The organism is Butyricimonas hominis (assembly GCF_014287455.1).
GTDB classification, from domain to species: domain Bacteria; phylum Bacteroidota; class Bacteroidia; order Bacteroidales; family Marinifilaceae; genus Butyricimonas; species Butyricimonas muris.
In genome coordinates this window covers 698,920-724,313 of sequence record NZ_JACOOH010000002.1, presented here as the reverse complement: position 1 = coordinate 724,313, position 25,394 = coordinate 698,920, and the positions used below count along the sequence as shown (strand labels likewise).

Genomic DNA, 25,394 nt, shown 5'->3' with positions numbered 1-25,394 from the left:
AGTAATTTCCACATGGATTTTGAAGAAATTGTCATAGAGAATGATCGTAATGTGGCATATTACTCTTACGAAGGCAATCGTATTTTATGGGATGTCAATATCTTTGATGCGACGTTGACTTTGTACTTCTATGACTCTAATAATCTTTTGTACAAGGACGAATCCTATTCGTTAAAATCCACACTATTATTAAACGTCGTGAAAAGTATTTCGGCGATGAGTTCCTTGAAAAAACAAAAGATTCGTCAATACAATTATAACGCTCAACGACAAGTAACAAGTATCGTTTCTATTCATCCCAACGGGAACAAGCGAATAGAAACTTACAAGTATGATAACAAGGGACGCCTCTCCGCCGTGCTGGAGGACGGGGAAACAATTCGGGAATACAGGTATGATGAAACGGACAAGCTTACGAGAGAAACAGAAATATCCCGAACTTCTTATAAAGACCAGACCGGGATTTACAGGGGAGGAAAACAGTATTTTTATAAAGGCGGGCAAATTGTAGAGTCTTGCAAAACAAGTCAAGCCACGTTATGGGGTAAAATAACTCATATAAGGGCATCGAAATCATCAACTCTTTTGGCGGATATGATTGGTAAGTCTTTTCCTATAACGTCAGAGGGAGCACTCGGAGAGTTAATAGCGAATAGAGTGCTTATCGGAGAAGTGGATATAGACTATAAAATGGTAGTTACTCGAAAAAATAATGAGCCTGAAACCAAAGAAGAGTTTGTTACATACGAATATGAAATAAATTCTCACGGTAATTGGGAAACACGTTACACGCGATCTTCAACCGATGGCAAAATACAGAAGATTGCCAAAAGGGAATACCGTAGTTTATCTTCTGTACAACAAGAGATACAAGAACAGGAGAGAGAGAAGCTAGCTGTCATAGAACGAAAAGCCCGGGAAGATTCTATCAGGCAGGCTCGTCAAGATTCAATAAAGCAAGCAAGAATCCGAGAAGATTCTATAAGTCTAGCTAGACAGAAGCATATAAGTGATTCTATAAGATTAGCAAAAAGTATTCAGAGTATTCAACGTGCGGCATTGTTGGAGTTAGTTAAAAATATAGAAAATGGTGATAAAGAGCTTCAGCAATTATACAGTAATAGAAATATACTCGTCGAAGGTTTTCGGAATAGTGATGGTTCTCTCGTTCGTGCCAAGAATAAATTATATAAAGTCTATAATGCAATATACCAAGCAAGTGAAGTGTGTCGTAGAAATGCTCGTAATAAGAATTTTGCTGGTGTAATAGATGAAAAATTCCTGCGAGATGTTCAAATTATTCAGCAAAATATGAGAAAGTTTCGGAAAGCAAAAACTAAGTTGGTCGAGAAAAAATTGGATAACATGGATTCTTTAGAAGATAAAATAGAATTTTTGAAAAAAGAGGCCTTAACTTTGCTCCCGAGTGAATAATATTATTGGATTCATCATCCCTCACCGAGGAATTGAAAATTTAATTTCGTTGATAATCAAAAACTTTAATACATAAAAGAATTGAAGCTATATTTTCATGATAACGGGGAAAATAAAATATTTATACTATTCTCTCCGTATATTATGGCGACCAACTCCTGACTAGGTTCTGACCAAGTCCTGACTAACTCCTGTATAGACAGGACTTGGTCAGGACTTAGTCAATACTTGGTCAATAGGTAAGTGCCATGAAACACGGAGAATACTCTTTTCAAAGCATAGTTTGTTATGATTATTTCAAGAAATTTCCTCCATGAATTCCTCGTACAAAGCCACGGGACTGTAATGTCACAACTTAGTACTTTCATTTTCCAGTTTCTTGTAGGTTTTGGAATGATAGAATTTTCGTATAGCATCAATCATGGAACCTCCATGCTCTTTCACGTATATTTGCGCGAAAAGACTGACTTTGGAGGATAACAGCAAATACCGACTTCGGGTATGTAATCTGTCCAACCTTAATATGGAAGGGATTATAATAGATTTATTTCTTCGAGAGAGAGTCCGGTCGTTTGAACAATAATATCCGGTGCTATGCCAAAAGATTTCATATTCTCGGCGATTTCTCGTTGTTTTTTCTTTTCTCCCTCTGCTAATCCTTTTTCAATTCCTTTCGCTAATCCTCGTTGTTCTGCACTGTAATAGAGTGTTTTTTCGACGCTGATAATATCCCAGAATTTCTCGTACCCTATGTGCGGTGTGAATTTTGGCAATTCCACGAAAATCAATTGTAAGCCATCAATAACCTTATCAGAGTTCTCCACAATGTCAGGTCTGCCTTGGGGTTCAGGTATCTCATGGTTGGTCTGTATTTAATTTATTGTTTAATAACAACAAACATAGTGAATTAAATCGAGAATTGTTTATACGCTTACCCGTGTTTTCGTTAAATACCGTGAAAAATAAAACTTTGTTACGCTAGTCTTGGTTATTTTCCGGAATATGTCTAATTTTAAAACATCGTAATACCACCATCTTCGGATGTCAATGACGAATTATGGTCTGGTTTTTGTAAGTTTGAATATTGAATTAAAGGAATAACCTCATGGGAAATAGTGTAAGATATAGTGTAAAGACCGCTTGGCGAACAATAGGGGCGTGTCTGTTATTGGGTTGTCTCGTGTCGTGTGGCAGCTACAAAGTATTGGATATTGATGTGTTGAAACCGGGGGGAATTAATCTGGGGAGTGGTGATGCACAGGTAATGTTTATAGACCGGAAGATCGTTCACGTGTCGGATTCTCTCTCGGCACAGCAATTATATACTTCCTTGCGGTTGAGGCGGGATAATCTGGTGAATTGCTTCTATGACGGGCTTCGTGACGGCTTGCGTAACGGGTTGCGTCCCGTGTTGCTGGTAAGAGGGTTAGGGTTGACGCCGTTATACGTGCCTGATGGTTTCGAACCGGAGCCTGTAACTCCGGAAGAAATTCGGGCGTTGGGGAAAAATTCCCGGTTGACGCACGTGCTTGCCGTGGAATATTGTAAATTTAATCTTGATTTTTCAGGTCGTTTGCTATTGGATGATAATATACTCGTTCGTTTGTATGATGCTAACGGACAAGTGGTGGATTCGATGAATAGCAAGAAAATGGAAGTGAAGCATAGCGTGTACGAGGGTGAGGATGATTACGCCACGATTTGTAACTTCTTCTATGACAAGGGATGGAGTTATGCCGAGCGACTGACTCCGATGTGGACACCGGAGAAACGCCGGATATACACGGGCAATCGTTTGTTAAGTTTGGGGTATCAGTTATTCCAAGAAGAGAACATACCGGAGGCACGCCGGATATGGGAGGCGGCGTTGGCGTTGAAACCGAACGTGGCGGCACAAGCCGCGGTCAATCTTGCTTGGCTTTACGAGAAAGACGGGAATTTTTCCGGGGCAAAGGCCTTGTTGGAAGCTGCAGCAAAGACGTTGCAGAAAGCTAACGTTGATAATAAATTGTCCGTGTATATCATGGATTATATCGCAACTCTCGACAAGCGGATAAAAGATGAAACTAAAATAATGGAACAGATATAAACGAATTTAAAGCATGGAAAATTTCAATTATTACAATCCGGTAAAAATACTTTTCGGGAAAGGAAAGATTGCTGAAATCGGGAAATGGATTCCCCGTGGAATGAAGATCATGATGACCTACGGCGGTGGGAGTATCAAGAAAAACGGGGTATACGCTCAGGTTATGGATGCCCTGCAAGGATTTGATATCGTGGAATTCCCCGGGATAGAACCGAACCCGCATTACGAGACGCTGATGCGTGCCGTGGAGTTGGCAAAACGGGAGAACGTGGGCTTTCTGCTTCCGGTGGGTGGTGGTTCCGTGATCGACGGGACGAAATTCATTGCTGCCGCGATATGCTTCGAGGGCAACGAACCGTGGGATATTGTTGCCAAGGGAGCAAAGATCAACGCGGCACTTCCTATCGGGACAGTGTTGACGTTACCCGCCACGGGGTCGGAAATGAATTGCGGGGGCGTGATTACCCGCGAATCCACGAAAGAAAAGCTGGCGTTTCGTTCACAACACGTGTTCCCGAAGTTCTCCGTGCTTGATCCGACGGTGACGTATTCACTGCCGACGCGTCAAGTGGCTAATGGTATCGTGGATACTTTCGTGCACGTGATGGAACAGTACTATACTTTCACGGAACATGCCGAGATACAAGACCGTTTCTCCGAATCTATTCTGAAGACCTTGATCGAGATCGGACCTCGTTTGATTCAGGATGAAACGCCGAATTATGACGATCGGGCAAATTTCATGTGGGCTGCCACTATGGGGCTAAACGGGTTGATCGCTTGCGGTGTAACCGAAGATTGGTCTACTCACCATATAGGTCATGAACTGACTGCGTTCAACGGGTTGGATCACGGGATTACTCTGGCAATCGTTTTGCCGGGAGTAATGAGCGCCACGAAGATGAAACGTCGGGAAAAACTGTTGCAATATGCCTCACGGGTGTGGAATATTGACCCAACTCAACCCGATGCCTGTGATCAAGCTATCGCTCGCACGGAACAATTTTTCAATGAATTGGGAGTGAAAACCCGTTTATCCGATTACGGCGTGGGAATAGACACTATCGACCGTATCGAGAAACGTTTCCGTGACCGGGGTATGTTTGCCTTGGGCGGCATTGACGACGTGAACGTGGATAACGTGAGGGCGATATTGACGTCAAGACTCTAGTTAATTGAAAGTTGAAAATGGAAAATTGAAAATGATATATTCCCGGACGTGAGGACTATTATTTTACAGTTTTCCATTTTCAATTTTGTATCATAAATTGAAGTTGAAAATATAGGAATACCTTTCATTTTCAATTTTCAATTTTCAATTTTCAATTGTATGTTGCAAGTTTATCGGGCTTCCGCGGGTGCGGGAAAGACTTTTGCTTTGACGATGGAATACTTCAAGATCGTTTTTAACTCCCCGTTGGAGTACAAAAACGTTCTGGCGGTTACGTTCACGAACAAGGCGACGGAAGAGATGAAATCCCGTATCGTGAGAGAGTTGAATAAGTTGGCGGAAGGGCAGAAGAGCGATTACCGGGAGGATTTGAAGCGATCGTTGCGGTTGTCGGATGAACAGGTGAAAGCCCGCGCGGAAGTGTTGCGCACGCTGATCCTGCATGATTACGGGCGACTCGCGGTAACGACGATCGATCGTTTTTTCCAGCGTGTGATCAAGGCTTTTACCCGGGAACTCGGTATATTCCCCGGTTATAACGTGGAGTTGGACAGTGATTACGTTTTGCAGCGTGCTGTCGATCAAGTGATGCAGCGTATGAACAAGGACAGGGAGTTGGGGGCGTGGATTACCGAGTTGATGAATGATAGCGTGGAGGATGCCCGTTCGTGGAGCGTGAAGTCAAAAATTGCCGAGTTGGGAAAAGAACTTTTCGGCGAGAGTTATATGCTTTTCGATAAGGATGTACAAGAGCGTTTTAGTGACCGGGATTTCTTGAAAATATACAAGCGTTTCCTGCAAGGTATTATTACCGGGTTCGAGAAACGTTTGCAAGAATACGGGCGAATAGGGTGCGTGTTTATGGAAGAGCAGGGACTGCACGTCGAGGATTTCAAGGGAGGCAAACGTTCGGCGGTCACTCACTTTTATAAATTGAAGGATAAAAATCTGGATGGCATCACGGCTACTATCCGTAAAGCAGTTGATAATCTTGACGAATGGGTGACCAAAAGCATGGATGCTGCCGGTCGTGCCCGCGTGGAGGATGCTTACACGACGTTGAACACGTGGTTGCGGGAGAGCGTGGAGTTTTATGACGAGCATCTCCGGGATTACGTGTCGGCTCGTTTGTTGTCGGGTAACCTTTATCAATTGGGAATATTGAATGATTTGTACGGGGAAGTCCGGGATTATTGTGACGAGAAAGGACTTATGTTGTTGAGCGACACAACCCGTTTGCTCAATACTCTGATCGCGGGTAACGATACTTCTTTCCTGTTCGAGAAGACGGGAAACTTCTACAAGCACGTGATGATTGACGAGTTTCAAGATACTTCCACTATGCAGTGGGCGAATTTCCGTCCACTGATCGTGAACACGCTTGCCGAGGGCGGACGGGCGATGCTTGTGGGCGACGTGAAACAGAGTATCTACCGTTGGCGCAACGGGGATTGGCGCTTGTTGGCGGAGGGCGTGGAACGTGATTTTACTGCTTTCGGGACTGATAATATCGTGTTGGGGCATAATTGGCGAAGTAGCCGGGAGATCGTGGAGTTTAACAATCGTTTTTTCGTGCAGGCAGCGGGACAATTGAAGGAATTGTATGACGCGGAATGCGGGGAGGATAATGTTTATTCCCGCTCGATCGCGGAGGCATATAATAAACCGGAACAGTTGGTTAGCCGTCCCGGTAACGGGTACGTGGAAATTCGTTTCGGCGAAGAGAAGCAGGAGGAGGGAAGTGATACCGCTATTATGGAAGAGGTCGTGGCTATTGTCAATGATACCGTGCGTCGCGGCGGTCACCTGAAAGATTGTGTTATCTTGGTCCGTAACGGCAAGGAGGGGGCTTTTGCCGCCGATTACCTGATAGAATATAATAAACGGGAGGGAATACCTTTTCCCGTGACTTTTATTTCCAACGATTCGTTGTACGTGTCATCGTCGCCTTACGTGGAGTTGATTATCAACGTGCTGCGTTATATGGTGGAGCCGTATGATGCTGTAAACCGTACCGTGTTGCTTTACAATTACCGTACATTCGTGAAAGGGGAGAACACGGCGGAAGACGACGAACTTTTCAAGGCGGGCGGACAGGCGGAGAGTTTTCTCGACACACTTGATATACCGTTTCTGCGTGAACCGGAACGATTGGTTTCGGGTTCCCTGTTCGAGATCACGGAAGAGATTATCGAGGCTTTCGGGTTGAAGAACCGTACGGAAGAGCTGCCTTATCTGATCGCTTTTCAAGATATCCTGTTTGAATATGAACGGAATAACACGAATAGTTTGCCGGTGTTCCTTGAATGGTGGGAGAAAGAGAAAGATAAAAAGGTGTTATCCACTTCCGAGGAAACGGATGCCGTGCGAATACTCACGATACATAAATCCAAGGGGTTGGAATTTAAGTCGGTTATTATTCCCTTCTGCGCGTGGGATCTCGATGATACCCGCCACGGGCGACGGATATGGTGTCGCAACCGGGAGGAGGGATTCCGGGATTTGGAATATGCCCCGTTAAATTACTCTCCCAAGTTGGCGGACAGTCATTTTAGGGAGGATTACATGGAAGAGCACATGAAAGCATACGTCGATAACTTGAATTTGCTTTACGTGGCTCTGACACGGGCGGAGAGGGAATTGTACGTGTTGCCTTACGCGCCAAAGATCAGTAAAGAGGGTAAACCTTCGGATATCGGGGCATTTCTTTATCAAGTGTTGGAACAACTTGCCCTGCCGGAATGGGACGGTGAGAATTTGTGTTTGCGCATCGGACGGCAAGAAGTGATTCCTGTTTCGGGGAAAGTGAATGACGATAATACATTGAGTTTGTCGGAATACCCGATATATAATTTGAATGGTCGGGTAAGCGTGCGCTACAAGTACGAGGACTATACCGATCCGGAAAATATAGAAACTTCAGCAGTAGACGAGGGGAAGATGTTGCACGAGATTTTCCGGCGTATCGAAACCGTGAATGATATTGATCGGGCTGTCGGTGATATGTACCGTGCAGGATTGATAAATAACGATGAACGGGCGGTGTACCGGGAGCAGGTGGTCGGTTTCTTGAAAAACAACGTCCCTTCGGAATGGTTTGACGGTAAGTACAAGATTATCAACGAACGGGATATTCTTTTTAAAGGGACTGGAAAAGCTCGTCCAGACCGGGTAATGACAGACGGCAGGAAAGCCGTTGTCGTGGATTACAAGTTCGGGCGGAAAGAGGAGAAATCCTATCTTCGTCAAGTTGGTTTTTACTGTAAGACATTACGCCAAATGGGATATACCGACGTGTCGGGATATATCTGGTATGTCACGTTGGACAAAATCGTACCCGTGTATACCGAGAGTACACCTGTTCAGTTGCAGCTTTTTGATTGAATTTCTTTAAAACTTTCATTAAAAAAGTGGTCGGAATTTTTTCCGACCACTCGTGTTTTTTAGCCTTTTTTCTTTTATCTTCTATAATCAAGTCTTTTTTTACCGAGAGGGATGCTGCATCCGACGTAAGCGTTTGCACGGTTTGCATCGCCCGGGGCTTTCGTCATTAAATAGTCGGAACCGATGAAGATGGGACCTAATTTCAGACCGATACCCACGGTTTTGAATTCACTATGCAGGAATGAATAACTCAACGTGGCTCCGAACCAGTTTCTCGGACGATAGTTCGCCGAAACTGTTAATTCAGAATAAGAACTCGGGAGGGTGAATTGAGTGGAGGAGAGGACACCGAAACCGAGTTTGTTGTTCAGTAACGTGATCTCTGCACCGATGTTTAAGGTAGAACGAAGTGTCGTTTTACGGCTTTTGGCTTCACCTTCTTGGAATTGGATCAAATCAAGGTCGAAGATGTCCGTGTTACTAATGTAGTTTTCGTAATCATCGGGATTGATATTTTCCCAGTCGTTCGGATCATAATCGTCCGGGTTAATGGAACCTATGATTTCTCCATAAGTATGTGAACCTTCGGTCGTGGCTATCGTGGTGTGTGATTTAGACCAATTGATAAAACCTAAATCCAAAATAGCGGCTGAAACGGTCAGGTTGTTTAATATTTTGTAGCTTGCACCCAAGTCAATGCCGAATCCGAAACCGGAAATTCCCGGTGAATCGATATCAATATCATTGATATACTCGTGTTCTGAATCGTACTCAAGTTTCAAGCCTTTCATGGATGCTTCCAATTTTCCTTTCGTGGTAACTTCCCATTTTTGCATGTCGGAACCTGCATTCACGTAGATTTTGTCTATTTTGGCATCAAGGTTACCTACACCTATTAATACTTTGAAGCGTCCCCCGATATTCAGTTTGTCTGTCACCGGACGGGAATATCCCAAGCCGATTTCAGAGAATACATCAGCATGGAGTTCCATGTTTCTGATATCGTATTCTTGTCCTAAATCTATTTCCGCGTAACGGGCAAATTCAAACATCGTTTTCGGGATAGAAGCACTGACAATCGCTCTCGCTCCCAGATTGACAGTCCAAAATCCTTTACCACTATAAAAACCGAAAGAAAGGATATCGGTCGTGAAATCAATGTTCATTGTATTTTTGCTATCCAAACGATTCATGAATTTGTCACTTTCAAGGAAGCCGTTTTTGTTTTCGATGATATCCACGAAGTCATCGATAGATAGTTTGTTGGAAGAAATGGATAACCCTAACGCTCCAATGGTCGGAATATTGAAATATCCTCTGGCGGGTTGTAAAGCTGGATTCATTTTTAATCTCGCCGGAACGTTGTCCATAAAATAGGAAGTACGAAGCCCTTGAGCGTACCCGTTCGTGACCCCTAAAACTGTCAGCAAGCCCACCACACAAGCTACTTTCAGCAATTTGAAACTTTTTTTCATAAATAAGTGTCCTTTTAAATATGCAATATTGATAATTTCCTTATGCAAAATTGAGATTTTATTTTAGAATAGCAAAGGAATTTTATTACTTTTTTGTGACGTTTTAGAGGAAAAGGGGGATATTTGTTGTTTCATTATTTGGAAGTGAATATAAGAAACACTATCTTTGCACTCGCAAAACAGGAAATGTTTTGATGAACATTGCGGGATGGAGCAGTTGGTAGCTCGTTGGGCTCATAACCCAAAGGTCGTCTGTTCGAGTCAGGCTCCCGCTACAAGGAAAAGAGATTGAATTTTCAATCTCTTTTTTATTGTATTCAATAAAAAATCTCCCCCTGTAGAGGAGGAGATTCTCGGAACTGTATATTGCTTCTATGTAGTTACATCGTGACTCCAATGATTCCCTTCGTGGAACTTTCCAGAAAATCAATGATTTTCCGAATTTCCGGACCAATGGATATGGTTTCCTTGATTCTTATCAATGCGTTTTCAAGGCTGGTACTACATTGGTATATCTGGCGATACGCTTTCGCGATATCGTCGATGGTGTTTTCGTTCAACGCGTCCTCTTTACGCAGGATGGTTGCGTTTATCCCGTAATAGCTGATCGGGTTATGTGCTGCCACGATATAAGGGGGCACATCTTTATTTGCCCGACAACCGTCTTTGATGAAAGCCCATGTCCCGACACGGCATCCGTGTTTCACGATCACGCCGCTACCGAGAATGACACAATCTTCAATGACACAGTTCCCGGCGGTTTTTGCCCCGTTGCCGATAACACAGGTATTTCCCAGATGAGTGTCATGTGCCAGATGGACACCTTCCAGAAGGAAATTGCCATCTCCAATGATGGTGCAATCCGTGGTGTTCGTTCCCCGGTTGATGATAACTTTTTCACGGATGGTATTGTTGTTACCGATTCGCAGGATCGTGTCATCACCCTTGAATTTGAAATCCTGTGGAGTGGCACCGATAATGGCTCCATGATAAATCGTGTTGTTTTCACCCATGCGGGTGCCGCTTAGCACGCTGGCATAAGGCATAATCGTGCAATTGTCACCGATCTCTACATTATTATCAATGTAGGCGAAAGGATGAACGGTCACGTTCTTTCCTATTTTCGCGTTTGGATCAACATAAGCTAATGGACTAATCATATCTGTATGTTTTTGAGGTTTATTCTGTTCGTCCGCCACCTAACGCGTGGTACAAATTCACGACAGCCTGCATGCGCTGGAATTCATCGGATATTCCCGATAGTTGAGCGCTTAGCAGGGATTGTTGAGCTGTTAATACTTCCAAGTAAGTGGACGTCCCTAAAGTTAGTAATTCTTGCGTGTAATCGACAGATTTTTCCAAAGAAAATATTTGTTTTTCCCGTTGGATGATTTTGTCCTGTGCCGTCTGGTATTGAGTGAGGGCGTTACTAACTTCGCTTCCGGCGTTCAACAGACTTTGTTCGAAATTGATCATGGCCTCTTCCTGCTGTGCTTTGGCAATCCTCAACCGTGCGGTGAGGGCTCCTTTATTAAAAATCGGTTGCGCGAGGGAACCTATTGCCGTGGCGATCATCTTACCGGGATTAACGATGCCCATTCCGGAATTGTTTGTCCACCCCAGAGTTCCGTTGATCGTTAATTGCGGGTAGAAAGACGCCCGAGCTTGATTCGTGTTATAGAAAGTGGAAGCGAGAGCCATTTCCGCCGCTTTCACGTCCGGGCGGTTTGATAATAATTGAACCGGAACGCCCGCATTCAGCAAGGTAGGCAGATTCTGGTCTTCCAACTTGCCTCTTTCTATTCTTTGAGGGGCTTGTTTCAACAGGAGGGACAACGAGTTTTCCGTTTCCCGGATGCTTTGCTTTAAATCGGGGATAGAGGCGGCAATCATGTAACTGTTTGCTTCGCTTTGTGCTATCGCGGCTTCGTTTACCATGCCGGCTTCTTTCATGGCTTTCATGGTTTCCACGCTTTTTTGCCAGAGTAACGCGGTTTCTTCTGTGATAGCCAGTTGTTTGTCTAGCATCAACAACGTGTAATAAGCATTAGCGATAGCGGAAATAACTTGTGTCTGAACCGCTTGTTTATACGCTTCACTTTGTAGTAACATGACTTTAGCACCTCGTTTGGCATTTAATAATCTTCCGAACAGGTCTATTTCCCAACTGGAAACTACCGGTAGGGTATAGGTTTGTGAGGCTTTCGCTTTATCAAAACTGCTCACCGTTCCTTGGGGAGATAATCCCAAGGAAGGTAAGTATGCCAGACGGGAGGACATTAAGCCTGCCTCTGCTTCTTTCACTTTCAGCACGGCTGTCTGGAGATCGCTGTTTTGTTCCAGACCTAACCGGATCAATTGTTGTAATTGAGGATCCGTGAACACTTCTTCCCACGGTAGATTACCCATGTTTGTCGTGTCGGAAGCCAAGGTGTCCGTCACGGAAACGGGATCACGATACAAGCCTTGAACATCTACTTCAGGGCGATTGTATTGCTTGTAGATGTTACAGCTACTTAGCAAGGCCCCTAGACTGAGGGCGTATATTGTAACTCTTTTCATTATTCTTTATTTTGTGTATTGTTCAATTTCAGATTCCAGTTCGGAGTTATCCGTGTCATGCCATTCGATCGGTTTGATCTTTTCCTGCAAGTATTGGAATGCCACGAATAATGCCGGTACCACGAATATCTGACAAATCATACCGATAAACATACCACCGATGGCTCCCGTACCTAAGGTACTGTTACCGTTGGCTCCCACGCCACTGGCAAACATCAACGGCAACAATCCGATAACCAAAGCCAATGAGGTCATCAAAATCGGTCGAAGACGGGCAGAAGCACCCAACACGGCAGCGGAGACGATACTCATGCCGGATTGCCGGCGTTCCAAGGCGAACTCGGTAATTAAAATGGCGTTCTTTGCCAGCAACCCGATCAACATGATCAATGATATCTGCAAATAGATATTGTTTTCGACACCCATGAATTTAGCGAATATAAAGCTACCCATCAACCCGAACGGTATGGACAGGATAACTACCCAAGGTAATATGTAACTTTCATATTGTGCACTTAATAACAGGTAAACGAATACTAGACAGAGCAGGAAGATCATGGCTGTCGTACCGCTGCTGGAATTTTGTTCTTCACGGGTCATGCCGGAATACTCGAAACCATATCCCGTGGGCAAGGTTTCTGCGGCGACTTCCTGTATAGCTTGAATGGCTTGTCCGGAACTGTATCCGTCGGCAGGAGAGCCATTCACGCTCATGGCGGTAAACATGTTGAAACGCTTGATGTTGTCCGGGCCGTATATTTTCCGTAAGGTAATAAACTGTGTGATGGGAGCCATTTCGTTTCCGTTTCTGACCATGATTTGGTTAAGTGTTTCGGGATTGACCCTAAAATTAGCATCAGCCTGTATCATTACCCGGTATAGTTTACCGAAACGGTTGAAGTTGGAGGCGTACATACCACCGTAGTATCCTTGTAACGTGGTTAGTAACATATTCGGGGTTAGTCCCGCTTCTTTACATTTGGCCACGTCGATGTCTACCATATACTGGGGATAGTTCGGGTTGAAAGAGGTTCGTGCGGTGGCAATTTCCGGACGTTCATTCAATTTTTCGAGGAAGTTTTGTGCCACGCTATAAAAGTCGTCCAGACTACCTCCGGTTTTATCCTGCAGGTTGAACTCGAAACCGTTCGTGATACTGTAACCCGGAATCATGGGAGGTGCGAATAGAAGTACCCGTGCATCCTTTATCAAACCTTGCGTTTGCATGTAGAGTTGTCCGATAATACTATTAATATCTTCGCCTTTACCGCGCTCGTCCCAAGGTTTCAACCGGCATATAAATGTTCCGTAGGAACTACCTTGCCCGGCAATGAAACTATAACCGGCAACTTCCGTGCGTCCGTCGACAGCCGGGTTGCTTGCAATCAAACTGTCCACTTGAGTCAGTGCTGCCCGTGTTCTTTCCAAAGAAGTGGCAGGAGGGAGGTCTACAATAGCAAAGAAGGTTCCGGTATCTTCGTTAGGTACTAAACCTGATGGGGTAGACCTCATCAAGAGAATCAATATAACAATACTTACGGCAACGCTTATAAAGCTGATAACCTTGTGGTTGATAAAGAAATTGACACCTTTTTTGTATTTCTCGAGAGTTACGTCGTAAGCGGTATTGAATGCCGTATGGAAACGATTGATCAATCCTTTTTTATGCCCTTGTTTATTTTTATCATGCGGTTTCAGAAATATGGCACACAAGGCAGGACTCAATGTCAGTGCGTTGATTGCCGACAAACCGATAGCAACAGCCATGGTCAGACCGAACTGACGATAAAAGGTTCCGGAAGTACCTGTCATGAAACTCACCGGGATAAACACGGCCATCATCACGAGGGTAATGGATACGATAGCACCGGAGATTTCACTCATGGCATCGATAGAAGCTTTAAGAGGTGATTTATACCCTTGGTCGAGTTTGGCATGTACCGCTTCAACGACGACGATAGCATCATCGACGACTATGGCGATGGCCAACACGAGCGCGCAAAGAGTCAGCAAGTTCATACTGAACCCGATTAATTGTAACACGAAGAACGTACCGATTAACGCCACGGGTATCGCTATGGCAGGGATTAACGTGGAACGGAAGTCCTGCAAGAAGATGAATACAACGAGGAATACCAAGATGAATGCTTCGATCAAGGTTTTCAGCACTTCGTGGATGGAGGCAAACAGGAAATCATTTGCGTTCAACAGAATACTGTATTCCACACCCGGGGGAAAATCCTTGGAGGCATCTTTCAGTAAGGCCTCGATATTATTGATAATTTCCGTGGCGTTTGAACCTGCAGTTTGGAAAATCATACCCGTTACTCCCGGGTGCCCGTTTGAACGGGTGGCAAAACCATAACTCAAACCTCCCAGTTCGATGCGGGCTATATCTTTCAGTCGAAGGATTTCTCCGTCGGACGTGGCACGAATTACGATATCTTCAAATTCTTCGGTCGTTTGTAGACGACCTTTGTATTTCATGATATATTGAAAAGATTGATCTCCATTTTCCCCGAACTGCCCCGGGGCTGCTTCGATGTTCTGTTCTGCCAGAACGGCGGTTACATCCGAAGGCATCAGTTTGTATTGAGCCATCACGTCCGGCTTCAACCAGATACGCATGGAGTAATCGGCTCCCAGCACCATGGCGTCACCCACGCCGGGTACACGTTGAATCTGGGGGATTAGATTAATCTTCACGTAGTTTTGTAGAAAGGTTTCATCGAATTTATCATCCGAGCTAAAGACAGTAAATCCCAGCAACATACTCGTTTGCCGCTTGCTCGTGATAACTCCGACTTGAGTAACTTCGGCAGGCAGGAATCCCTGTGCTTTCGCTACGCGGTTCTGCACGTTCACTGCCGCCATATCGGAGTCCGTACCTTGTTTGAAATACACGTCAATAGTAGCTTCTCCGGTGTTGGTGGCGGTGGATGTCATGTACATCATGTTTTCTACACCGTTGATTTGTTCTTCCAACGGGGCTATGACACTGTTCAGTACCGTTTGGGCATTTGCGCCCGTGTAAGTAGTGCTCACGTGTATCGTGGGGGGAGCGATATCCGGGTATTGGGTTACGGGAATGGATACCAACCCCAGTATACCCAAGATCACGATGATAATGGATATAACCGTAGAGAGTACGGGACGTTTTATAAATCTATCTAATTTCATAATTTCTCATTCATTTTAGTGCGTGGTTCTAGTGCTTGGAGCCTTGTTGGGCGATAACCTGCTGACGTTTAGCGGTGGCCTCTGCCACGGTAATGGGTTTTACGGTCATTCCGTCTCTCACGGTCGTTCCGACTCCTTCTACCACGATACGGTCTCCCGTGTTAAGCCCCGAGGTTACCACGTAAGTTTTTCCGTCGTTCACGGGAAGGATTTTTATCTCTGTCATTTTCACGATAGAACTGTCGTTTACCACGAACACGAATTTCTTGTCTTGTATTTCCATGGTTGCTTTTTGGGGAATAATAATGGCCTTGTCATCTTCTTCAGGTAGCAAGATTACTCCAGACCCTCCGCTACGCAATATGCCGTTCGGGTTCGGGAAAGTAGCTCGCACGCTGGCTGCTCCGGTTGTCTGGTCGATAACTCCGCTTAAAGTTTCGATTTTACCTTTTTCATTGTAAATGGAACCGTCGATCAATTGAAGTTCCACTGCCGGCATTTGATTCAAGGCACCTTGAGTAGCCCCGTTGCTTTCACGCGTCAATTTGAGGATATCTTTTTCATTCATGGAGAAGTAGACATACATTTCCGAGTTGTCGGAAACCGTGGTCAAGGCTGTAACAGAACTCGGGCTTACAAGACTTCCCACGCGGAAAGGTATTTTCCCGACAACCCCGTTAGAAGGACTCGTCACGTTCGTGTAAGAGAGGTTTTTCTCCGCGTTGATTAATTGAGCCTCCGTTTGGGCTAGGGCAGCTTTTTGTGAGGCGAGCGTGTTGTTCGCCATTTGCAGTTCGTACAAACTGATAATATTTTTCTCTGCCAGTTTCTCTTTGTTTTTCGCTGTTAATTCCGCGGTTGCCACGTTTGCCTTGGCTACGTTCACTGCCGCACGAGCTACATTGACAGCTTCTTCGTATTGAACGGGGTCAATGACAAACAGGGTTTGCCCTTTTTTCACTACCGCTCCTTCATCCACGCATAATTTCGTGATGAATCCACTCACGTTCGGACGAATTTCCACGTCTTGCCGCCCTTTGATTGTTGCCGGATAAGCGTTGTTCAACTTAGACACGCTTGTTTCAATGGTCATTACGGCGTATTCCGGTGCTCCGGCTTGTTGACCTTGCTGTTGACCTCCACAAGCAAAAAGGGTTATCCCCAATGCGATTCCAAAGAATCGTTGAGATAAAGTAATCATTGACTTTTGCATTTTCATATACTGTCTTTATTTAATTGTGTTCAATCTTGTATATATTTTGCGCTAAATAGGCAAACGCCGTACCAAATTGATGTGATAAAAAATTATTTTTTGCTCTTTTTGCGAAAAAGACCTGCAGAAGAGGGCAGTTAAATATTTTTACACATTGATGATACGTGATAACATAAAATTGGGTTCGGGAAATTTAAACTTGATAGAGAATTATTATATTTGTAAATATTTTATATGGAAACGTGATGATGAACTTGATAAGAATAACAGAACCCGGGGATATCCGGTTACAAAGATTGATACCGCTTTACGAGGAGGCTTTCCCGGAAAATGAAAGAAGGGATATCAAGCAATTGCAACGCTTGATTCTTGAAAAACCGGAGATGCATTTCAACGCGATAGAGTGTGACGATACGCTGGCAGGATTGTTTATTTATTGGGACTTGCATGATTTTTATTACATGGAGCATCTTGCCGTGTTTAGCCAAATGCGTAACCTGAAAGTCGGACAGCAGGTGCTGGATTATATCACGGAACATTTGAGCGGTTTACGTTTGCTTGAAGTGGAACCCACCATGGATGAAATGACCACCCGTCGGGTGAAATATTACGAGCGAAATGGTTACGAGATACTGGATAAATCTTATATACAGCCGTCATACCGGGATGAGCGTGATGCCGGTAATTTATGGATCATGGGGAATCACCGGACAGAGCGTTTGCAGGAATTTATCGAACGGATAAAACAGGTGATTTATAGGGACAATTATAGATGATATGTTTTGTTATTTTTGTTTCTTTAGAGAAAAGAAAAAAGGATCAATTTCTCGATCCTTTATTTTGTAGCGGGAGCCTGACTCGAACAGACGACCTTTGGGTTATGAGCCCAACGAGCTACCAACTGCTCCATCCCGCAATGTTAGTCAAAACTATCACCGTTTTGCGTGTGCAAAGATAGTATGTTTTTATTATACATGCAAGTGTTTCTGCTTTTTTTTAGAATAAATAAAATTAAAAGGAAGGAATGAGGTATAAAAAAAGGAATAGTTCAAACTATTCCTTTTGATATAGAGTGGGTTGTGGGTTATTTGCCCAACATTTCGCAAATCTCGTTGAACACGTGTTCACCTGTGAACCCGAATTTCTCGTCGAGTACTTTTGCGGGTGCGGAATACCCGAAGTGATTTACACCGTGGATACGACCGTTGCAACCGACCAATCCTTCCAGTGTAACGGATAATCCTGCTGTCAAGCCAAATTTAGGTTTGTCAGCGGGGATTACTTGTTCTTGGTACGATTTATCCTGATGACGGAACAATCCTTCTGAAATCACGGATACGACACGTGAAGTGATACCCTTGCGCTCTTGGAGTAGTTTTGCTCCCTCGACCAAAGTAGAAACTTCAGAACCGGAAGCGATTAGTACCACGTCGGGGTTCTCGGCAGTCGCACATACCACGTAAGCACCTTTCTCGGCTTGTAAAGCCTCATCGTAACGGTCTTTCCCCGGGAGATCGGTAATATTCTGACGGGAAAGAATCAACGCGGTAGGAGTGGAGGTGTTTTCCATGGCCATTTTCCATGCAACAGAGGTTTCGGCAGCGTCAGCCGGACGTAATGCCAGTAAACTCATTTTACCGGAATGGTTATCCATTTTCTCCATCAAGCGCAATTGTGCTTCATGCTCTATCGGTTGATGTGTCGGTCCGTCTTCTCCCACGCGGAAGGCATCGTGCGACCATACGTATTTTACCGGTAATTCCATTAATGCGGCAAGACGTACAGCCGGTTTCATGTAATCGGAGAACACGAAGAAAGTTCCGCAAGCCACGTGTATCCCGCCGTGGAGAGCGATACCGTTGCAAATAACAGCCATCGTCAACTCGGCAACACCCGCTTGTAAGAAGGCTCCGCTGAAATCGCCTTTCACGAGGTCACGTGCACCACCCTTGATAAACCCGTCCGTTTTGTCCGAGTTGCTCAAGTCTGCGGATGATACAATCATGTTTTCCACCTGTTGAGCCAATGCTACCAGTACATCTGCCGATGCGGCACGAGTAGCGATATTGGGTTTGTGTTGAATAGCTTTGTAATCAATCTCGGGAGCCGCACCGGATAAGAATTTATGCAATTTAGTTGCCAGTTCCGGGTTTGCTTTTTCCCATGCTGCTTGTTCTGCTTTCTTTGCTTTCGCGTAAGCCCGTTTCTCGTCAAGTACTTTAGCGTAGAACTCGGCTACTTCCGGGAATATCACGAATGGATTTTGAGGATTACCGCCCAAGTTCTCGATTGTCTTTTCGATAGAAGCTCCCGCACCCGTTAAAGGTTGCCCGTGAGTGGATACTTTATCGGAGAAATCTTCCCCATTGGGTCCCATGGCGCCTTTACCCATCAAGGTTTTACCGATAATCAGCGTGGGACGCTCTTTTTCTTCATTAGCGGCTTTCAGTGCGGCTATAATTTCCCTGGCGTTGTTCCCGTTAATCGTGAGCACATTCCAGCCCCAAGCCTTGTATTTGGCGGCAGTATCCTCGCAAGTCACTTCGTTCACGCGGGTGGATAATTGTACCTCGTTGGCGTCGTAGAACATGATTAAGTTGGACAATCCCAGCGTTCCGGCAATACGTCCGGCACCTTGAGATATCTCTTCTTGGATACCCCCGTCGGAGATAAACGCGTAAGTCTTGTGAGCCATCCATTCCCCGAAACGGGCAACCAGAAAACGCTCTGCAATAGCGGCACCTACAGCCATGGCATGACCTTGACCGAGAGGTCCGGAAGTATTCTCCACGCCTCGTTTGTGGTCCACTTCCGGGTGACCGGGAGTCACGCTACCCCATTGACGGAAGTTTTTCAAATCTTCCATGCTGTACGTGCCAATCAGGCTTAACATGGAATACAACATCGGCGACATATGTCCCGGGTCAAGGAAGAACCTGTCACGGTTTGCCCATGTCATATCATCTGGGTCGAAGTTTAAGAATTGAGAATACAACACGTTAATGTAATCAGCACCACCCATGGCTCCGCCCGGGTGACCCGATTTAGCTTTTTCAACCATAGAAGCTGAAAGAACGCGGATATTGTCCGCTGCTCGATTAAGGATTTTCTCCATGCCTGTATTTTTTTGATGATAATTTTTAATTTTCGGCAAAGGTATGTTTTTCACTTGGGAATTCAAAGTCTTATAGTTCATAAAGTTCATAAGGTTTGTAAGGTTTAAAAGGTTTATAGACCCCCGCGGGGCGCTTTGTCTACGTCAGCTTTTTTTGCCGATAAAATCACCCGTAATTCTTATAACTTTATGAACCTTATAAACTTTATGAACCTAACGTATTCCACTTCGTGTAAGGATTTTTACTCAACATGGCATTGTAATATCTTTCGTCGCCGGTAACTTCTTCGCCTAACCATGCGGGGTGTTCGAAATGCTCGCTTTCGTTTGCCAGTTCAATTTCCGCGAGTACCAATCCGGCATTTGCCCCATGAAATTCATCGACTTCGAAAAGATGATTCCCGTGGGGAACGAGATAGCGGGTTTTGTCGATGATTCCCGGTTCACAAAGTTGCAATAATTCTTTTGCTTCTTCCGCGGGGATTTCTTTTTCCCACTCGTATCGGCTGGCCCCGGATTCATTTCCGGCGCCTTTGACGGTAAGGTATCCTTTATTCCCTTTGAGTCTGACACGTACGGTACGCTCCGGAACCGAGGAGAGATACCCTTGCGTGATTCGGGTAGATTTTGACGCGTCGGTCTTGTAATCTCCTTTTACCAGAAACTTGCGTTCTATTTCTAATCCCATTTTATTCATTATTTAATAGAAAGATTCGGTGATTGCCAAATCGATAATCACCGAATCACGGAATTTATAAATTCTTATCCTTGTACATGTTTTCCCACCATGCGGGTTCGCCTTTCAGGTATTTGGCGAAATACGCCATGATAGTGTTACCCCAGATGATGCGTTGGTTGTAGTCTACCACGGCATGGTCGGCGTTTTTGATTAGCACCAACTCGGCATCTTTGCCCAAGAGTTTCAATGCCGTGTAGAACTGGATACTTTCGCCCGTGGGTACATTCACGTCGGCAGTACCGTGTAATAACAGGATAGGGGTATTTACTTTGTCCGCGTTGAACAGGGGGCTTTGGTCCACGTAGATATCCTTGCGGTTCCACGGGAAGGAATGTCCCGATGCATTTGTGCTGTAACTGTATCCCCAGTATCCTTCACCCCAGTAACTTGACACGGATGAAATGCCGGCGTGAGAGATGGCACAGGCGAAGATATCCGTGCGGGTCTGCAAATACATGGTCGTGAAACCACCGTAGGAAGCACCCATGCATCCGACCCGCTTGGAGTCCACGAAAGGATGTGCTTTCATGAAAGCTTTGGTGCAGGCGATGATTTCGTCAGCCGTGGTTTTACCCCAGTTGTTCTGGTGGCGCGCGGAAAATTCTTGCCCGAATCCGGTACTACCAGAGGGTTGCATCACGTAAACAACATAGCCATTCGCCGCGTACAGGTTGAAAGGCCATCTTCCGCCGAAAGTTCTTTCCACGGGGGATGTACCACCGTAATAATATACAATCATCGGGTATTTCTTGTTCGGGTCAAAATCGGCAGGCAGGTAGTAACGGCCGTCAATAGTGGTACCTTTCTTGTAGACGTAATCCCAGTCTTTCACTTGCCCGAATTCAATATTCTTGTATTGCTCGCCTTGCGGGTTAGCCCATTCCCGTGCTTTCAGGTCTGTCAGGTTCAGCGTGTAAACCCGTGTCGGGTAACTCGCGTCGGAAGCGGTATATACCCCGGTATTGCCGTCTTCTGCCAGACTGATTCTTTGCACGAGGTCACCCGGGCAATTTATTTTCGTTATCTTGCCGTCTTGCCCGTGGCGGAACAGGTGGATGTAGTCCGTGTCCTCGGCAACGATGTAAATATTACCGTCCTTGTGCCAAACGTAATTTGTCACGTTCGGGTTGAAATCTCTCGTGATAGGGGTTACCTCTTTGGTCTTCAAGTCGTAAATGAACAATTGGGTATCGTACCCGTTGACCATTTGTCCTTTGGCGATATTCACGCCGAGTTTGCCGAAAGCGTCGGCAGAACCACTGATTAACAATCGGGAATCGTCCGGCGAGAATGAACATTGTATATCTTGCAAACGGTTTTCCCAAAGCGTGTCCACCTCGAAAGTGCGGGCATTCAGCATGTACACGGATTGTTTCCGGTAGGGATACTCGTTGTAGTCCGGTCTGCTCGTGCCAATCAGGATATAATTCCCGTCATGGCTGATATCCATCATAGAGGTCGTTTGGTTACCCCAAGTCACGCGGGTGTGTATACCCGTGCCGAGGTCATATTTGCACAGGAAATAACGGTTACGGTAGTATGCCTGTCTATCCTCGATACCGTCTAATTTACGCAATTCCCACTCTTTTTCCGTGTAGTTTTCGGTTTTGTAATATACCAGATAGCTACGGTCGGGCGACCAGTTGTAGGAACTGATATTCCGGTCCGCCTTGAACAGGCGTTTTTGTTCACGGGATTCGATATCGTAAGTATAGAGGGAATTACCGTTTCCTTCTTTCAACAGGAACGAGAGTTTGTCCTGTCCGGGAATCCAAGTCAGCGAGGATGCGTCATTCCCGTAGAACGAGTACACGACTTCCTTGTCGGCAAGGCGGTACACGTTCGTCATGCGACTGTTTTTACCGTTGATGATATCGTTTTCCGACATCAGGAGATATTTCCCGCTGGGAGAAATTTGAATTCTCTCTACCCGTTTCCCGTTCAGCACGTCCAAGATATTTTTACCTCTTTTCGGGGAAAGGGTAAAATGAACCGGGGCTTCCGAGAAAGCGGCGTCGGCGGTGTAGCTGGCAGAGAAGAGTTTATCGTTATTGCCGGTAGCGAGGCTTTTCACGATGATGACGTGCTTGCCCGGAACCCATTCAAGGGAACAATCCCGTTTCGCGGCTTCCGTGCCGTTGTGTCCCGTGTAAGTGATTTTCTTCACCCCGTCGACATACACTTCGGCATCCCCGTGGAAATTGAATTCCAGTTTCCCGCTCATCCATTGTGTGTTGGCGGCATAAACGGCACTCACGACGATTGCCGGGGTATTGCCCGTGTACCCGGAAGTTACCACGCCTTCGTTCACCGCGGCTTCTTGCCATACCAACGAGTGGAATTGCAATTCCCGCAAGTCGGCTTCCGGCGTGAAATTCTCGATATTAAACACGGATGATGTCAATAATTGTGACGACGTGAATGTCTTGCCTTCCACGTTCTTCACGCTCCCGAATGCAGGCATCTCCACGGGAACGGGCGGGAGAGCCAGCCATTCCCCGATAGTCTGCGCCTGCAAACGGAACGAGCAGACTATCATGAACAAAAAGATTAATTTTCTCATTTTATCGTATTTGGTTATTTTGAACTCGTTCGTGCAAAAGTATGGAATAGATTTTAAATATTAGATTTATGATTCCAGATTTATGATTTTCATCGCGTGAATCATCAAAATAGGATACATGGGCGATAATATCCCTTGATTATCAACGGACACATCCCTATGCTCCCGTGTTCACTGTCGATTGATTGTTTAAAGGTACAGGAGAAAAGGGGATTGTGGAGGTTAAATTTACTTATACTTCGTTAAAACGTGGGCGATGAGTGGGCTAAGTGTGGGCTATAAGTAGGCGAAGTCGCCTAATAGTCGCCCAAAAGTCTGGCAAAACCCACCCGTGAAGGTAGGAAAACTTATATTATGGGGATGATTTGAGGTATTGATAAAAGATGTTTTAATCCTATTTGAAAAAATATTGCGCGTGTGTTGCATTAAATTGCAACTTATTTTGTAACTTTGTTCCAATATGAAGATAATAAAAGAGATATTATATATGCCGGAGGCTCTTGAATTTATTGATAGTTTGGAGCCTAAAGCAAGAAATAAGGTTTTGTATAATTTATCTAAAGCACAAGAAATTCAAAATCAAGAGTTGTTCAAAAAGTTGGATGGTGAGATATGGGAATTTCGGACTCTTTATAATAGTATGAGTTATCGATTGTTCGCTTTTTGGGATAAAACTAGGGATGCTGTCGTGATTTGTTCGCATGGGTTGATAAAGAAAGTACAGAAAACGCCACGGGCAGAAATCGAGAAAGCAGAGAGATTGAGAAAAGAATATTTTGAAACAATAATGAAATGACAAAATTAGTATCACACTCCGAATTGTTAGACAAGTATATAGGAGCAAAAGGTTCTCCGCGGCGGGAGAAGTTCGAGGCGGAGTTAAGGACTGATATACTTGCCGCTAAAATAAAAGAAATGCGACTAAAAAGGAATATGACTCAAAGCGAGTTAGCTGAATTAGTCGGGAAAGATAAGACTCAAATATCTAAAATTGAGAGAGGAAGAAATTTGACAATTTCAACTATCGTGCAAATCGTGGAAGCGTTGGGAGGTAAAATCAACTTTGATATTCAATTCGTTTCATGATTTGTGAGGTGCTAAATTTTTTTTTGACATAGATTAAAACCTTCGGAACAACCGAAGGTTTTTTATGTATTCAAATTCTTTAAGCGGGAGTGTAAATTATTGAAAACGTGTTAGTCGTAAAAAAGTTGAAAAAAAAGTCACTTTTTTTATTACACCAAACGCGTATGAAATCGCTTTAGTTATAAAAGCGAAAATAATATGCTGAAGAGAGAAGAACATATTGCACGATTAATATTCCTGCACATCCAAGGATTAGCGGATGAGATACAGGAAAAAGAATTGACCGAATGGAGGGCGGAATCCTCCCGGCACGAGGCTCTTTTTCAACGTATGTTGTCCGGGGAACATATCGAGAAGAGTTTATCCCGTTTCGTGAAGATGGAAGAAGAGAACGCACGTGATTGGCAGATTTTACAAGAAGAAATGAAGAAACGGCGTGGGATGGAACCTGTAAAACGGGTGAAGTGGTTTTACAGGGTGGCATGTGCCATTATATTGCTGTTGTCGGTCGGAGGGCTTGCTTTATATTACGCGGGGGATAAGTCCGGTTCGGGGAACGAGATTGCATTGGCGAATAATGACTTTACACAACCGGGTTCCCGGGCTATTCTGATATTGCCGGATGGCAGCAAGGTAGATTTGGAAAACGAAAATTCACGTCATGAATTGGTCAAGACCAATGAATCCTTGTCGGTGAGCGATGAATCGTTGACTTACGGGAATGTTTCAGAACGGGATACCGCGGAGATTTATCATACTTTGGTGATTCCGAGAGGGGGAGAGTATGTACTTACGTTGTCGGATAGCACGGTCGTGTACCTGAATGCGGATTCCCGGTTGACTTACCCGGTAAATTTCAAGGGAGATAAACGTAAGGTATTGTTGGCGGGAGAGGCTTATTTCCAAGTAAAGAGAGATGAGAAGAAGCCATTTGTCGTGGAGGCTCAACAAATGGAGATACTCGTGCTGGGAACGACTTTCGGGGTAAGGGCATACGAGGATGAAAAAGAGATACAGACCACGCTGGAAAGTGGCAAGGTACTCGTGAGTGCCGGGGGATATAAGGTGAATCTAGTCCCGAATGAACAAGCTCGGTTTGATAAGTCGAAGTCCGTGCTATCGGTGGAGGATGTAGATATTGATCTGTATCTGGCGTGGAAAGACGGACGATTGATGTATGATAATTGCCCGCTAGAGAAGATTCTGAATGATTTGGGGAGATGGTACGCGTTTGATGTCTTTTATAGTCGGGAGGAAGCACGTTCGTACCAATTCTCGGTGAACATGAAAAAACACGAGGTGTTTACCCGGGTTTTGGAGTTGATAGAAAAAACAGGGGATATAAAGTTTGAAATAAAAGGAAAAACGGTTATTGTAAAATAA

The 25,394-nt window shown here is 44.8% G+C and carries 16 protein-coding genes, 2 tRNA genes and 1 pseudogene; 9 read left to right on the top strand and 10 right to left on the bottom strand.

The window, feature by feature from the left end:
- Positions 1 to 12: 12 nt before the first annotated feature.
- Positions 13 to 1,434: a hypothetical protein gene (locus H8S64_RS06720; protein ID WP_186975446.1), complete on the top strand. Its 1,422-nt coding sequence runs from the start codon at positions 13 to 15 to the stop codon at positions 1,432 to 1,434.
- A 533-nt stretch (positions 1,435 to 1,967) separates the two neighbouring features.
- Here the strand turns inward: H8S64_RS06720 and H8S64_RS06715 are convergent.
- A pseudogene (locus H8S64_RS06715) lies at positions 1,968 to 2,258 on the bottom strand (Rpn family recombination-promoting nuclease/putative transposase); the annotation flags it as partial.
- Positions 2,259 to 2,539: 281 nt separating this feature from the next.
- Here H8S64_RS06715 and H8S64_RS06710 point away from each other — a divergent pair.
- The 3 genes from H8S64_RS06710 (at position 2,540) to H8S64_RS06700 (ending at position 8,078) form a co-directional block, all read left to right on the top strand.
- A complete protein-coding gene (locus H8S64_RS06710; protein ID WP_186975445.1) occupies positions 2,540 to 3,523 on the top strand; it encodes a DUF6340 family protein in 984 nt (327 codons plus the stop codon).
- 13 nt (positions 3,524 to 3,536) lie between these two features.
- On the top strand, positions 3,537 to 4,694 hold the full coding sequence (locus H8S64_RS06705; protein ID WP_186975444.1) for an iron-containing alcohol dehydrogenase: 1,158 nt from the start codon (positions 3,537 to 3,539) through the stop codon (positions 4,692 to 4,694).
- A gap of 159 nt (positions 4,695 to 4,853) precedes the next feature.
- Positions 4,854 to 8,078 (top strand): UvrD-helicase domain-containing protein, encoded by a 3,225-nt coding sequence (locus tag H8S64_RS06700; protein WP_186975443.1) that lies wholly within the window; start codon positions 4,854 to 4,856, stop codon positions 8,076 to 8,078.
- Between the two features lie 74 nt (positions 8,079 to 8,152).
- Here H8S64_RS06700 and H8S64_RS06695 read toward each other — a convergent pair whose 3' ends face one another.
- Complete coding sequence (locus tag H8S64_RS06695) at positions 8,153 to 9,553, bottom strand: DUF5723 family protein (RefSeq protein ID WP_186975442.1); 1,401 nt, start codon at positions 9,551 to 9,553, stop codon at positions 8,153 to 8,155.
- A 202-nt stretch (positions 9,554 to 9,755) separates the two neighbouring features.
- Here H8S64_RS06695 and H8S64_RS06690 point away from each other — a divergent pair.
- A tRNA-Met gene (locus H8S64_RS06690) sits at positions 9,756 to 9,828 on the top strand.
- A 105-nt stretch (positions 9,829 to 9,933) separates the two neighbouring features.
- On the opposite strand, the gene lpxA is transcribed toward H8S64_RS06690, so the two are convergent.
- The 4 genes from lpxA to H8S64_RS06670 are packed head-to-tail and all read right to left on the bottom strand — an operon-like array spanning position 9,934 to position 16,514.
- Complete coding sequence (lpxA, locus tag H8S64_RS06685) at positions 9,934 to 10,713, bottom strand: acyl-ACP--UDP-N-acetylglucosamine O-acyltransferase (RefSeq protein WP_186975441.1); 780 nt, start codon at positions 10,711 to 10,713, stop codon at positions 9,934 to 9,936.
- 19 nt (positions 10,714 to 10,732) lie between these two features.
- Positions 10,733 to 12,115: a TolC family protein gene (locus H8S64_RS06680; protein ID WP_186975440.1), complete on the bottom strand. Its 1,383-nt coding sequence runs from the start codon at positions 12,113 to 12,115 to the stop codon at positions 10,733 to 10,735.
- Positions 12,116 to 12,121: 6 nt separating this feature from the next.
- Positions 12,122 to 15,295 (bottom strand): efflux RND transporter permease subunit, encoded by a 3,174-nt coding sequence (locus H8S64_RS06675; RefSeq protein WP_186975439.1) that lies wholly within the window; start codon positions 15,293 to 15,295, stop codon positions 12,122 to 12,124.
- Positions 15,296 to 15,323: 28 nt separating this feature from the next.
- Positions 15,324 to 16,514, bottom strand: coding sequence for an efflux RND transporter periplasmic adaptor subunit (locus H8S64_RS06670; RefSeq protein ID WP_186975438.1), 1,191 nt, complete (start codon positions 16,512 to 16,514; stop codon positions 15,324 to 15,326).
- Positions 16,515 to 16,753: 239 nt separating this feature from the next.
- Here H8S64_RS06670 and H8S64_RS06665 point away from each other — a divergent pair, with 239 nt between their 5' ends.
- On the top strand, positions 16,754 to 17,284 hold the full coding sequence (locus tag H8S64_RS06665) for a GNAT family N-acetyltransferase (protein ID WP_186975437.1): 531 nt from the start codon (positions 16,754 to 16,756) through the stop codon (positions 17,282 to 17,284).
- Positions 17,285 to 17,351: 67 nt separating this feature from the next.
- Here the strand turns inward: H8S64_RS06665 and H8S64_RS06660 are convergent.
- From H8S64_RS06660 to H8S64_RS06645, 4 genes are all read right to left on the bottom strand, one after another.
- Positions 17,352 to 17,424: transfer RNA gene (locus H8S64_RS06660), tRNA-Met, on the bottom strand.
- A gap of 168 nt (positions 17,425 to 17,592) precedes the next feature.
- Positions 17,593 to 19,623, bottom strand: coding sequence for a transketolase family protein (locus H8S64_RS06655; RefSeq protein WP_186975436.1), 2,031 nt, complete (start codon positions 19,621 to 19,623; stop codon positions 17,593 to 17,595).
- 205 nt (positions 19,624 to 19,828) lie between these two features.
- Positions 19,829 to 20,311, bottom strand: coding sequence for a CYTH domain-containing protein (locus H8S64_RS06650; RefSeq protein WP_186975435.1), 483 nt, complete (start codon positions 20,309 to 20,311; stop codon positions 19,829 to 19,831).
- Between the two features lie 64 nt (positions 20,312 to 20,375).
- Positions 20,376 to 22,925 carry a S9 family peptidase gene (locus tag H8S64_RS06645; protein WP_255469449.1) on the bottom strand — a complete coding sequence of 850 codons (2,550 nt, stop codon included), beginning with the start codon at positions 22,923 to 22,925 and terminating at the stop codon, positions 20,376 to 20,378.
- Between the two features lie 460 nt (positions 22,926 to 23,385).
- Between H8S64_RS06645 and H8S64_RS06640 the strand changes: the two genes are divergently transcribed.
- From H8S64_RS06640 to H8S64_RS06630, 3 genes are all read left to right on the top strand, one after another.
- On the top strand, positions 23,386 to 23,721 hold the full coding sequence (locus H8S64_RS06640) for a type II toxin-antitoxin system RelE/ParE family toxin (RefSeq protein WP_186975434.1): 336 nt from the start codon (positions 23,386 to 23,388) through the stop codon (positions 23,719 to 23,721).
- The gene (locus H8S64_RS06635; protein WP_186975433.1) at positions 23,718 to 24,011 is read left to right on the top strand and encodes a helix-turn-helix domain-containing protein; all 294 of its coding nucleotides are present in this window, start codon (positions 23,718 to 23,720) and stop codon (positions 24,009 to 24,011) included. The genes H8S64_RS06640 and H8S64_RS06635 overlap by 4 nt, the downstream gene beginning before the upstream one ends.
- A gap of 198 nt (positions 24,012 to 24,209) precedes the next feature.
- A complete protein-coding gene (locus H8S64_RS06630) occupies positions 24,210 to 25,394 on the top strand; it encodes a FecR family protein (protein WP_186975432.1) in 1,185 nt (394 codons plus the stop codon).